This window comes from Pseudomonas sp. B21-015, from assembly GCF_024749285.1.
In the GTDB taxonomy this organism is placed as follows: Bacteria; Pseudomonadota; Gammaproteobacteria; order Pseudomonadales; family Pseudomonadaceae; genus Aquipseudomonas.
This window is the reverse complement of the sequence record NZ_CP087196.1, coordinates 5,390,628-5,402,827: the sequence shown is the minus strand read 5'-3', so window position 1 is coordinate 5,402,827 and position 12,200 is coordinate 5,390,628. Positions and strand designations below refer to the sequence as shown.

The window sequence follows — 12,200 nt, the reverse complement described above, 5'->3', positions numbered from 1 at the left end:
CAACACAGGTGGCGTCTTCCAAGACCCAGCTTGTGTGCAGTTCACTTGAGTCCCCGCAGGTGAATTCGGTGGCCACTTCGAGGCGCAGCACTGTAACGGTATTGCGTCGACTGGCTCCCACATAAGGTGACCGAGTATGGATGACCACGGACGTAGCCCTTCTTCCAACCAGCCAATCCTTTATGTACTCGATACCAACGTATTGATTCACGATCCAAACGCCCTGCTTAATTTCGAAGAACACCACGTCGCCATCCCGATGACCGTGCTTGAAGAGCTGGACAAGCTCAAGAGCGGGCATCACAGCGTGGCCGCCGAATGCCGTCAGGCCATCCGGCTGATCGATAAGACCCTGGGTGATGCTTCACCGGAGGACGTTGAACAGGGCGTGCCGATTCAGCGCGGCAAGAGCGGGCCGAAGGGCTTGCTGTCAATTCTGATGAGCAAGCGTGCCGAGCCGAACATCATTCTGCCCGAGCACCTGAACGACAACATCATCATCAACCAGTTGATCGACCTGCACGCGCGCGATCCGAAACTGCCCGTGGTGCTGGTCACCAAAGACATCAACATGCGCCTCAAGGCGCGGGCCTGCGGGATTGCGGCCGAGGACTACAGCACCGACCAACTGGTCGACGACGTATCCCTGCTGCCCAATGGCTACCACAACATGACCGGCTCCTTCTGGGACCGGGTGAGCAAAGTCGAAACCCGGCAGGATCATGGCCGCACCTGGCATCAGGTACAGCTGATCGACAACCTGCCCGCCGTACACGTCAATGAGTTCATCATCGACGAACAGGGCTTTGTCGGCTGGATCAAGGAAATCCAGGTCGACAAGTTGCTGATTCTCGACCTGCATCAGGAACCTCTGTTGCACCAGGAAGCCTGGGGCCTGAAACCGCGTGATATCTATCAAAGCCTGGCGCTGTACGCCTTGCTCGATCCGGATATTCATCTGGTCAACCTGTCCGGCGCGGCCGGTTCCGGTAAAACCATCCTGGCCCTGGCGGCGGCCATCGAACAGACCATGGTCAGCAAACGCTACCGGCGCATCATCGCCACCCGCAGCGTGCAGGGCCTGGACCAGGAAATCGGCTTCCTGCCCGGCACCGAAGCGGAAAAAATGGAGCCTTGGCTTGGCGCCATCACCGACAACCTCGAAGCCTTGCACATGGATGACGAAAACACCCATGGCAGCGTCGACTACATCCTCAGCAAAGTGCCGTTGCAGTTCAAATCCCTCAACTACATTCGAGGCCGCAGCTTCCAGCAGAGCCTGATCCTGATCGATGAATGCCAGAACCTCACGCCGCACCAGATGAAAACCATCATCACCCGTGCCGGCGCCGGTTCCAAAGTGGTGTGCCTGGGCAACCTGGCGCAGATCGACACCCCTTACCTGTCCGCGACCAGCTCCGGGCTGACGTACCTGACCGAACGCTTCAAAGACTTCCCCAACGGTGTACACATCACCCTGCAAGGGGTGCCACGTTCGATTCTGGCCGAATACGCCGAATCGCATCTGTAATCGCTTCAATAGAACCGGGCGGCCCAAAGCCGCCCGGTTTTTTATGCCCGACGAATAACCTGTGGGAGCGGGCTTGCCCGCGATGGCATCACCGAGGTGTCCCTGTTGAACCGCAGCGTCTGCATCGCGGGCAAGCCTCGCTCCCACAGGGTTCGGTGTAAACGCATAATCAAGCGTGCGGAAAATTGACCCGCAGGTTTACAATCGATGCTCCTGATCAGGAGTAACCCTGTGCTGACTCATCTCGATTCCCAAGGTCGCGCCAATATGGTCGACGTCACCGAAAAAGCCGTGACGTTCCGTGAAGCGACGGCCCAAGCGCTGGTGCGCATGCTGCCCGAAACCCTGCAGATGATCGTCAGCGGCGGCCATCCCAAGGGTGACGTGTTCGCCGTGGCGCGGATCGCCGGCATCCAGGCGGCGAAGAAAACCAGCGATCTGATTCCCCTGTGCCACCCGTTGATGCTCACTGGCGTCAAGGTCGAACTCAGTGCCGAAGGCGACGACACCGTGCGCATCGTGGCGCGCTGCAAGTTGTCCGGGCAGACCGGCGTCGAGATGGAAGCGCTGACTGCCGCCAGCGTGGCGGCGCTGACTATCTATGACATGTGCAAGGCCGTGGATCGTGGCATGACCATCGAGAGCGTGCGGCTGCTGGAAAAACTCGGTGGCAAGAGCGGCCATTTCCAGGCGGATCAGCCATGAACGTTACCGTGAAGTTTTTCGCCCGTTACCGTGAGGCGCTCGGCGTGGATTCGGTGACGGTTGAAGGTGATTTCGCCACGGTCGATGATGTGCGCGTGCTGCTGGCCCAATGTGACGGCGCCGAGGTGCTGATCGAGCAGAACCTGATGTGCGCCCGCAACGAAGACCTCTGCCAGCTCGACGAACCGGTGAGCGATGGCGATGAAGTGGCGTTTTTCCCGACCGTGACCGGAGGCTGAGCCATGGCGATTCGCGTGCAGTCCACCGCGTTCGACCCCGGCGCGGAAGTCAACGCCATGCACGCAGCGAACGTGGGCGTCGGTGCGGTGGTGAGTTTTGTCGGCTACGTGCGCGACTTCAATGACGGCCTCGACGTCGCCGGGATGTTTCTGGAGCACTATCCGGGCATGACCGAAAAAGCCCTGGGCAAGATTTCCACGGAGGCCGAGGAGCGCTGGCCGCTGTTGAAGTTGGAAGTGCTGCACCGTATTGGCGCTCTGGAGCCGGGCGAGCCGATCGTCTTTGTCGGTGCCGCCAGCGCCCACCGCCAGGCGGCGTTCGATGCCTGCGCCTTTGTCATGGACTACCTGAAAACCCGCGCACCGTTCTGGAAGAAGGAAAACACCCGCGATGGCCCGCGCTGGGTTGAAGGGCGCGACAGCGATCATGCGGCGGCGGATCGCTGGAACAAGTAAGCAGTCTGTTGCTGCTTTGTTGTTCTTTAGGCCGTCTTCGCGGGCAAGCCCGCTCCCACAGGGTTATGCGCACACAGATCTATTGTGGGAGCGGGCTTGCCCGCGAAGAGGTCTTCCGCTTCAGCCGATAACTCCCTGACTCACCACCCGACCATCGGCCAGGCCCAACCCTGTTCGTTTGATTGACGGTTAATACATAAAAGTCCAGTATGGAATTATAAGTACAAAAAAAGGCGTTTCCCCGTTTCAGCTCTTTCTTCTGTCTTGCCAAACCAACAACAACCCGCGAGAGAACGAACATGAAGAAATTCCCCCTCATTACCGGTCTGGCCCTGAGCCTGTTGGCGTGCAGTAGCCTGTTCGCCGCCGAGAAGAGCCTGCGCATCGGTATTGAAGCGGCTTATCCGCCGTTCGCGTCCAAAACCGATAAAGGCGAAATTGTCGGTTTCGACTACGATATCGGCAATGCCCTGTGCGCGCAGATGAAGGTCAAGTGTGTGTGGGTTGAAGGCGAATTCGACGGTCTGATTCCTTCCCTGAAAGTGAAGAAAATCGACATGGCGCTGTCGTCCATGACGATCAACGAAGACCGCAAGAAGTCGGTGGACTTCACCCACAAGTACTACTTCACATCATCGCGTTTGGTGATGAAGGAAGGCGCGATCGTGGATGACCAGTACGCCAGCCTCAAGGGCAAGACGATCGGCGTGCAGCGCGCAACCACCACCGACCGTTATGCCACCGAGGTTTTCGAGCCGAAGGGCATCAACGTCAAGCGCTACGGCAACAACGAAGAAATCTACATGGATCTGGCGGCCGGTCGCCTCGATGCCATTTTTGCCGACACCATTCCACTGAATGACTTCCTGTTGATGCCGCGAGGCAAAGGCTACGCGTTTGTCGGACCGGAGCTCAAGGATCCGAAATACGTGGGCGAGGGCGCCGGGATTGCGGTGCGCAAGGGCAACACCGAATTGGTCAGTGAACTGAACGCGGCCATCGACGGCATTCGCGCCAGTGGCGAATACCAGAAGATTTCAGAGAAGTACTTCAAGTCCGACATCTACGGCGATTGATCGATCGCCATCGCGAGCAGGCTCTCACCCTCAGTCTAAGTCCTGCGCAAGACACAAGCGGGCCTGCTCGCGAGGGGGCCCTGGCAGACAACACGCATCCCAGCGCTCAGCCCTTCAATTCCTTCAAATGCTTGTACACCGTCGCCCGGCCCATGTTCAGCACATTGGCCACATAGTTGGAGGCGCTTTTGCCTTTGAAGGCGCCTTCGGCGTGCAGGGCCAGCACCAGTTCACGTTTGTGGTCGCGGGTCAGCACATTCAGGCTCAACTGACGCTCGCGCAGCCAGGCGTGCAGGAAGGTGTTGATACGCTCTTGCCAGTCATCGCGAAACAGTGAGTCCGGTTGCGGAATCAGCTTGGTCGGCGACAGGAACAAATCCAGCGCCGCTTTCGCGTTTTCGAACAACGAGATATTCAGGTTGATGCACAGCACCGCCAGCGGATGACCGTCGCTGTCGCGCAGCACGCTGCTGAGGCTGCGAATCTTCTGGCCGTCCCAGTTGAGCTTTTCGTACGGCCCGATGTTTCGTTCAGTGACATCTTCGCTGAGCATGTCTTCCAGCGACGAGTCGTCGCCGATTTCCCGTTTGGACAGGTTGTTGGCAATGTAATCAACCTTTTGCGTGCGCAGGTCATGCAGCACCACCTCGGCGTGAGGGAAGAACAACGTGGCGATTGCATCGGCAATCGCGCGGAAGTTGTCCATGGAGACGTTGTCCAGGGCCGAGTCTTTTTCAGGTGCATTCATACAGTGGAGCTCCAGGCAGCGTCAGCGCCCCGTAAAAAAGGGGCGCTGGAAGTTTGCCGCAATCGTGTGGGCACGTCACCTGAGGGGCAGGATCAGGTTCAACCCAGGCGGGCGGGGGAGAGCATCTCGGCGTCCAGACCGAAACGGGTCAGTTGCTCGGGCAAGGCTTCACCGCGTACCAGTGCAGCACTGGCCTGGCCCATGGCTGGAGACGTCTGGATGCCATAGCCGCCTTGCGCCGCGACCCAGAACAGTCCCGGCACCTGCTGATCGAAGCCGGACAGCAAATCCCCGTCGTGCACGAAACTGCGCAGGCCGGCCCAGGTACGGGTCGGGCGGCGGATAGTCAGGGTGGTGGCTTCTTCGATCTGGTAGATGCCCATGGCGATGTCCAGCTCTTCCGGCTGCACGTCATGAGGTTCTACCGGGTCGGCGTTGGCCGGTGAGCCGAGGAACATGCCGGCGTCGGGCTTCATATAGAAGGATTCATCAAGGCTGACCAGCATTGGCCAGTCATGAATATCCAGGCCCTCGGGGCCGGCGAAGATAAAGGCTGCCCGGCGTTTGGGTTGCAGGCCCAGAGGTCGGGCGCCGGCCAGTTCGCCAACCTTGTCGGCCCAGGCGCCGGCGGCGTTGATGATGATCGGGGCGCTGAAGGTCTGACCCTTGGTTTGAACCTGCCACAGCCCTTCGGCATCCCGGGTCAGGCTCAGCACTTCGCTGTCGGCATGAACCTCGCCTTTATTGCGCCGGATACCGCGCAGATAGCCCTGATGCAGGGCATCGGTATCGATGTCACTGGCGGTCGGATCGTAGATCGCGCCGTGGACTTTTTCCCGACGCAGGATCGGCAGGCGCGCACAGGCTTCGTCGGCGCTGAGCAATTGCATTTCCGGCACCGTGGCTTTGGCGCTCAGGTATTGATTGTTCAGCTCGGCCGGATCGCCCGTGAAGTCGACGGTCATCTCGCCGCGCGGGGTCAGCAGCGGGTGCTCGCAGAAACCGGCTGGCGGGGCATCGAAGAAATCCCGGCTGGCCTGGGTCAATGCCCGAACCTGTGGGGTGCCGTAGGCGGCGGTGTACAGCGCAGCCGAGCGTCCGGTGGAGTGATAAGCCGGATGGGATTCGCGTTCGAGCACAATCACCCGCCCGTGCTGCGACAGCCAGAAACCGGTGGAAGCGCCGGCAATCCCGCCGCCGATGATGATGAAGTCTGCCTGGCTCATGAACGTCTCCTGAAGGGGCGCGATGCCATTGATATAGAGGGACCCTGTGGGAGCCGGGCTTGCCCGCGATGGCATCACCGCGGTTTAGCAGACCGACCGCGGCGTCTGCATCGCGGGCAAGCCCGCTCCCACAGGATCGAGGTGCTAGCGCTGTAATTGATAAAGGGCATTGGCCAGTGCGATGTCTTCCAGACCCAGGCCGATGGAGCGGAAGAACACCGAGCGGTCGTACTCGGGGCGCTGTACTTTTTCGCTGAGCAAGTCGGGCAGGTCGCCGATAATCAAGCGCTTGTCCCAGCCATGCTGTTCACCGGCGATCAGCATCTCACCGGCCGAGCCTGGGGTGGTCTGACGATAGTCACAGAACACCTGCATGTCATGGAGGCTCTGCGGCGGCACTTCATGGGCGCGCGGGGCGTTGGTGCTGATGGAGGTGATCAGCGCCGGTTTGCTCAAGATGGACGGGTCGATCACCGGGCCTGCCGACGAGGTGCAGAGCATGATCACGTCGGCGTCTTGAATCGCGGCTTCGCGACTGTCGGCGATGGTCAAGCGTGGATCGAGGTTTTTGAGCTGTGCCAGGGGTTCGGCGTTTTTGCCGCTCAGGCTCGGTGAATAGAGGCTGATGCTTTGCCAGTCCCGCAGGTCCTTGACGTAGTGCAGGTGCGCCTGGGCCACTTTGCCGCTGCCGATGATCGCCAGGCGCCGGGCCTTCAGCGGCGCGAGGGCATCGACCGCCACCGCCGTTGTCGCTGCGGTGCGTGCCGTGGTCAGTTCACCGGCATCGCAGAGCAGCAGCGGCTGGCCGGTCTGCATCGACATCAACAGCGTCCAGGCGGTCACCAATGGGCCTTGTTCACGCACGATGTAAGGCGACGTCTTGACGCCATACACCCCGTCTTCGGCCAGCACCCCCAGGTAGTTGATGAAGTCCCCGGCACCTTTCGGGAATTCCACTAGCTGCTGCGCCGGTTGCACGGCTTGCCCGGCGGCCAGGTCACGGAACAGCTTGCGCAGGATCTGCGGCACGTCGACTTGCGCCAGCAGTTCGCGGGCCTGAGGTTGGGTGATCACGTAAGGCGTGCTGGACATGGTCGGCTCCGGGCGCTGAAGGTAAACTAATTTGTCCATTATGGACTTTTAGTTGTCTCGGGCAAGCTCCTGTTGAAAAAACCGGACGAAAAAAAAGCGCAGTCCGTTTCCGGCTGCGCCTTTTGTCCTGCGGCCCGGGTTACGGGCGCTTGCGCTCAACCGCCCGCAACAGATGCGTCGGTGGCGTTTCACAACTGATCTTGCGACCCAGCAGCGCCTCGATGGACGGTAGCTGGTAGGAGTCGTCTTCACCGGCAAAGCTGATGGACACACCATCGGCGCCGGCACGGCCGGTACGGCCGATGCGGTGCACGTAGTCGTCCGGGACTTCCGGCAGGGTGAAGTTGATCACATGGCTGATGCCGTCGATGTGAATGCCGCGACCGGCCACATCGGTGGCCACCAGCACGCGGATCTTGCCTTCGCGGAAACCTTCCAGGGTCTTGATGCGCTTGTGCTGCGGCACATCGCCAGACAGTTGCGCCGCATTGACGCCATCGCGCACCAGGCGTTCTTCGATGCGCCGCACTTCGTCCTTGCGGTTGGCAAAGACCATCACCCGTTCCCAGCCGTTATCGTTGACCAGGTTATAGAGCAGTTTGTATTTGTCGGCGCCGGCCACCGCGTAGATGTGTTGCTCGACGTTTTCGCTGGCCACGTTCTGCGCTTCGATCTCGACGATCGACGGGTCGGTGGTCCATTGCTTGGCCAGGTTCATCACGTCGTCGGTGAAGGTCGCGGAGAACAGCAGCGTCTGACGCTCGTTCTTCGGTGGGGTCTGGCGAATGATCTGGCGCACTTGCGGGATGAAACCCATGTCGAGCATCCGGTCGGCTTCGTCCAGCACCATGACTTCGACCATGTCCAGATGCACGTCGCCGCGCTGGTTGAAGTCGAGCAAGCGGCCCGGAGTGGCCACGAGGATGTCGCAGTGACGGGCTTCGAGGTGCTTGAGTTGCTTGTCGAAGTCCATGCCGCCGACAAACGTCATGACGTTGAGGCCGGTGTATTTGGTCAGGTCGGCTGCGTCCTTGGCGATCTGCACCACCAGCTCCCGGGTCGGGGCGATGATCAGTGCCCGCGGTTCACCCATGTAGCGCTCTTTGGGCGGCGGGGTTTGCAGCAGCTGGGTGATGATCGAAATCAGGAAGGCGGCGGTTTTGCCAGTGCCGGTCTGGGCGCGACCGATGGCGTCTTTGCCCGCGAGGGTGAAGCCAAGCACCTGCGCCTGGATCGGCGTGCAATACGGAAAGCCCAGGTCCTGAATGGCGTGCATCAGTTCGGGGGCGAGCTTGAAATCGTGGAAGCGGGTTTTGCCTTCCTGGGGCTCGACGACGAAGTCTTCGAGTTTCCACGGGATAACCGGTGCCTTTGGCTTCGGTTCGCGACGCGGTTTTGCCGGTTTCGGGGCTTCGCTGCGCGGCTGTTCAGAGGAAATGGCCGGGGCAGAGGGGGCGGTTGGTGTGGTCACCGGCTCGTGCTTCGGTGCCGCTACGGTTGCGGTCCTGCCAGGCTGATTACCGTCGGTGCGGTGGCTGGGCGTATGAGAAGGAGCGCTGGAGCCTGGCGCGAGCTGCTCAGCCTCGCTTTTACCGAACATTTTCTTGAGTGCTTTGAGCACGGTCATCTCATCAATTGGTTAAGGAATATACGCCGGCCAGTGTAATGCAAGAATCGGGCGCGGCGTAGTGGGATGGATCAATGGGTAGCTTTTAACGCAAACGCTCGGCGAGCCAGACGCCGATGTCACGAATTTCTTCGGGTAACACTTCGTGGCCCATTGGGTATTCCTGCCATGTCACGGTGACACCGCGCTGCTTTAAATACTCGTAGGCGGTCCGGCCCATGGAGTTTTGAACCACGTCATCGTACTGGCCGTGCAATGAAAGCACCGGAATGCGCTGCTGGCTGGCGGAAAGCTCCAGTTCATCGCTGAAAGTCGGCGCATAAGTAGAGAGGGCAAGTACGCCACCCAGCGGTCCCTGCCATTTCACAAAGGCCGTGTGCAATACCACGGCACCACCTTGGGAAAACCCCGCGATAAAGATGCGCGAGGCGTCTATTCCGCTGGCCTTCTGCTCTTCGATCAAATCAAAGACCCGTTGCGCGGACGTTTCCAACTGCTCGCGGCTGATCGCGCGCGCCGGGCTCATGGCCAATATGTCGTACCAACTCGGCATTTCGTAGCCGCCATTGATGGTGACAGCACGGGTCGGAGCTTGAGGCAATACGAAGCGGGTAGTCAGCAGGCTTTCCTGCAGCGCTTCGGCCACCGGCAAAAAGTCGTAGCGGTCGGCGCCCAGCCCGTGCAGCCAGATAACGCAGGCGTCTGCGGGCTTGACGGGTTGAAGAATCAAGGGCTCGGTCATGGGTGCTCCATATTTGTGCATGCGCTTTCATTTAAGTGCGAGGTTGGAGTGCGCAATGGGTTGATTAGTTAAAAAGATGTCGCAAGGCTGAAAGTTTTGCTATTGACCTGTCGCTGAATCGCTTTGGCGAGCGGTCTGGTACGGGCTTTGCTATAGGGATACCTGTGCAACCAATCTTATGCCTGGCGGTAACACTATCAGTGTACGGCTGGTCGTGGGATAGCAAAGAATCCGGTGATGGATGTTCGCCAAGGGCCGCTACGGGCTTCGCGAACGTGAAAGGGCTACCGCCCGTTCGGCCGATTGGTGAGAAGGGAGTTATCCATGATGTGGATTTTCTCCTACTAGACTCATAGCGACGGTCCTGCATCGGTTGACCCTAAAAAAAGCCAACACGGGTCAACAACGCCTCATAAGGGTGCGACAGGGCTCAAGCTCCGACACAACAAGAGCAAAACTGGAGGTTTGAATGAAGATGTTGAAATCCACCCTGGCCATCGTGACTGCAGCCGCAGTGCTCGGTGTCAGTGGGTTCGCTCAGGCGGGTGCAACCCTGGATGCAGTGCAGAAGAAAGGTTTCGTACAGTGTGGCGTGAGTGACGGTCTGCCGGGTTTCTCGGTTCCGGACTCTACCGGCAAGATTGTGGGTATCGATGCTGACTTCTGCCGCGCTGTGGCTGCTGCCGTATTCGGCGACGCGACCAAGGTCAAATTCAGCCAGTTGAATGCCAAGGAGCGTTTCACTGCTCTGCAATCCGGCGAAATCGACGTGCTGTCGCGCAACTCCACCATGACCAGTTCCCGTGACGCGGGCATGGGCCTGAAGTTTCCTGGCTTCATCACTTATTACGACGGCGTAGGCTTCCTGGCCAACAGCAAGCTGGGCGTGAAAAGTGCCAAGGAACTGGATGGCGCGACCATCTGTATTCAAGCCGGTACCACCACCGAGCTGAACGTGTCCGACTACTTCCGCGCCAATGGCCTGAAGTACACCCCGATCACCTTCGACACCTCCGATGAAAGCGCCAAGTCGCTGGAATCCGGTCGTTGCGACGTACTGACCTCCGACAAGTCCCAGTTGTACGCACAGCGCAGCAAACTGGCCTCGCCAAAAGACTACGTCGTTCTGCCGGAAACCATTTCCAAAGAGCCTTTGGGTCCGGTCGTGCGTAATGGCGACGATGAGTGGCTGGCAATCGTGCGCTGGACGGGTTACGCCATGCTCAACGCTGAAGAAGCAGGCATCACTTCGAAGAATGTCGAAGCCGAAGCCAAGTCGACCAAGAACCCGGACGTTGCCCGTCTGCTGGGTGGCGACGGTGAATACGGCAAGGATCTGAAACTGCCGAAAGACTGGGTGGTTAAAATCGTCAAGCAAGTCGGTAACTACGGCGAAGTCTTCGATAAAAACCTCGGCAAGAGTACTGCGCTGGAAATCGACCGTGGCTTGAACGCCCTGTGGACCAACGGCGGCATTCAATACGCACCACCAGTGCGCTGATGGTTCTATCACCCGGTGGGCCAACCACCGGGTGATGTTCTGTTCCATTATTTCCGGGGCACTTCATGCAAAATTCAATCGGCGCACCAAAGCAGAGGCTCAGCCTCAGCGATCCACGAGTGCGTGCGTGGCTGTTTCAGATCATCACGGTTGTCGCCGTGGTCGGGATGGGTTGGTACCTGTTCGACAACACTCAAACAAACCTGCAACACCGGGGCATTACCTCCGGTTTCAGTTTTCTGGAGCGCAGCGCCGGTTTCGGCATCGCTCAGCACCTGATCGACTACACCGAATCGGACAGCTATGCCCGGGTGTTTGTCATCGGCTTGCTCAACACCCTGCTGGTCACCTTTATCGGTGTGATCCTGGCGACGATCCTCGGGTTCATCGTCGGTGTGGCACGGCTGTCGAAGAACTGGATCATTGCCAAGCTGGCGACGGTTTATGTAGAGGTCTTCCGTAACATTCCGCCGCTGCTGCAAATCCTGTTCTGGTACTTCGCCGTGTTCCTGACCATGCCGGGGCCACGCAACAGCCATAACTTCGGCGACACTTTCTTCGTCAGCAGCCGTGGCTTGAACATGCCCGCAGCGTTGGCGGCGGACGGTTTCTGGCCGTTTGTGGTGAGCGTCGTCGTGGCCATCGTTGCCATCGTGCTGATGAGCCGCTGGGCGACCAAGCGTTTCGAAGCCACCGGTGTGCCGTTCCACAAGTTCTGGGTCGGCCTGGCGCTGTTCCTGGTGATCCCTGCGCTGTGCGCCTTGATCTTCGGCGCGCCGCTGCACTGGGAAATGCCAGAGCTCAAGGGCTTCAACTTCGTCGGTGGCTGGGTGCTGATCCCGGAGCTGCTGGCGCTGACGCTGGCCTTGACGGTGTACACCGCGGCATTCATCGCCGAGATCGTGCGTTCAGGCATCAAGTCGGTGAGCCACGGCCAGACCGAAGCCGCCCACTCGTTGGGGCTGCGCAACGGTCCGACCCTGCGCAAGGTGATCATCCCGCAAGCCCTGCGCGTGATCATTCCACCGCTGACCAGCCAATACCTGAACCTGGCGAAAAACTCTTCACTGGCAGCCGGTATCGGTTATCCGGAGATGGTGTCGTTGTTTGCCGGTACGGTGCTGAACCAGACCGGGCAGGCGATCGAAGTCATTGCCATCACCATGAGCGTGTACCTGGCGATCAGTATCAGCATTTCCCTGCTGATGAACTGGTACAACAAGCGCATTGCGCTGATCGAGCGGTAAGGAAAAGCGC

The 12,200-nt window shown here is 59.5% G+C and carries 12 protein-coding genes; 7 read left to right on the top strand and 5 right to left on the bottom strand.

The genetic code is table 11. From position 1 onward, the window contains the following. Nucleotides 1–136: 136 nt before the first annotated feature. The 5 genes from LOY38_RS24780 to LOY38_RS24760 all read left to right on the top strand — a co-directional run bounded on the left by LOY38_RS24780 (nucleotide 137) and on the right by LOY38_RS24760 (nucleotide 4,007). Nucleotides 137–1,531, top strand: coding sequence for a PhoH family protein (locus tag LOY38_RS24780; protein WP_258697460.1), 1,395 nt, complete (start codon nucleotides 137–139; stop codon nucleotides 1,529–1,531). 231 nt (nucleotides 1,532–1,762) lie between these two features. After that, nucleotides 1,763–2,236 carry a cyclic pyranopterin monophosphate synthase MoaC gene (moaC, locus tag LOY38_RS24775; protein WP_059406245.1) on the top strand — a complete coding sequence of 158 codons (474 nt, stop codon included), beginning with the start codon at nucleotides 1,763–1,765 and terminating at the stop codon, nucleotides 2,234–2,236. After that, nucleotides 2,233–2,475 carry a MoaD/ThiS family protein gene (locus LOY38_RS24770; protein ID WP_258697459.1) on the top strand — a complete coding sequence of 81 codons (243 nt, stop codon included), beginning with the start codon at nucleotides 2,233–2,235 and terminating at the stop codon, nucleotides 2,473–2,475. Before moaC ends, LOY38_RS24770 begins: the two co-directional genes overlap by 4 nt. Before the next feature lie 3 nt (nucleotides 2,476–2,478). Next, on the top strand, nucleotides 2,479–2,931 hold the full coding sequence (moaE, locus tag LOY38_RS24765; RefSeq protein ID WP_258697458.1) for a molybdopterin synthase catalytic subunit MoaE: 453 nt from the start codon (nucleotides 2,479–2,481) through the stop codon (nucleotides 2,929–2,931). A 299-nt stretch (nucleotides 2,932–3,230) separates the two neighbouring features. Continuing rightward, on the top strand, nucleotides 3,231–4,007 hold the full coding sequence (locus LOY38_RS24760) for an ABC transporter substrate-binding protein (RefSeq protein WP_258697457.1): 777 nt from the start codon (nucleotides 3,231–3,233) through the stop codon (nucleotides 4,005–4,007). Nucleotides 4,008–4,113: 106 nt separating this feature from the next. Here the strand turns inward: LOY38_RS24760 and LOY38_RS24755 are convergent, their stop codons facing one another. The 5 genes from LOY38_RS24755 to LOY38_RS24735 all read right to left on the bottom strand — a co-directional run bounded on the left by LOY38_RS24755 (nucleotide 4,114) and on the right by LOY38_RS24735 (nucleotide 9,442). Then, nucleotides 4,114–4,755, bottom strand: a complete 642-nt coding sequence (locus tag LOY38_RS24755; RefSeq protein WP_258697456.1) for a transcriptional regulator — start codon at nucleotides 4,753–4,755, stop codon at nucleotides 4,114–4,116. Between the two features lie 98 nt (nucleotides 4,756–4,853). Further along, nucleotides 4,854–5,981 carry an FAD-binding oxidoreductase gene (locus tag LOY38_RS24750; RefSeq protein ID WP_258697455.1) on the bottom strand — a complete coding sequence of 376 codons (1,128 nt, stop codon included), beginning with the start codon at nucleotides 5,979–5,981 and terminating at the stop codon, nucleotides 4,854–4,856. 144 nt (nucleotides 5,982–6,125) lie between these two features. Further along, complete coding sequence (locus LOY38_RS24745; RefSeq protein ID WP_258697454.1) at nucleotides 6,126–7,073, bottom strand: ornithine cyclodeaminase family protein; 948 nt, start codon at nucleotides 7,071–7,073, stop codon at nucleotides 6,126–6,128. Between the two features lie 139 nt (nucleotides 7,074–7,212). Continuing rightward, on the bottom strand, nucleotides 7,213–8,700 hold the full coding sequence (rhlB, locus tag LOY38_RS24740; protein WP_258697453.1) for an ATP-dependent RNA helicase RhlB: 1,488 nt from the start codon (nucleotides 8,698–8,700) through the stop codon (nucleotides 7,213–7,215). 85 nt (nucleotides 8,701–8,785) lie between these two features. After that, the gene (locus LOY38_RS24735; RefSeq protein WP_258697452.1) at nucleotides 8,786–9,442 is read right to left on the bottom strand and encodes an alpha/beta hydrolase; all 657 of its coding nucleotides are present in this window, start codon (nucleotides 9,440–9,442) and stop codon (nucleotides 8,786–8,788) included. Nucleotides 9,443–9,911: 469 nt separating this feature from the next. Here LOY38_RS24735 and LOY38_RS24730 point away from each other — a divergent pair, with 469 nt between their 5' ends. Beyond that, nucleotides 9,912–10,943, top strand: a complete 1,032-nt coding sequence (locus tag LOY38_RS24730; protein ID WP_258697451.1) for an amino acid ABC transporter substrate-binding protein — start codon at nucleotides 9,912–9,914, stop codon at nucleotides 10,941–10,943. A gap of 65 nt (nucleotides 10,944–11,008) precedes the next feature. Beyond that, complete coding sequence (locus LOY38_RS24725) at nucleotides 11,009–12,190, top strand: amino acid ABC transporter permease (protein WP_258697450.1); 1,182 nt, start codon at nucleotides 11,009–11,011, stop codon at nucleotides 12,188–12,190. Nucleotides 12,191–12,200 lie beyond the last annotated feature (10 nt).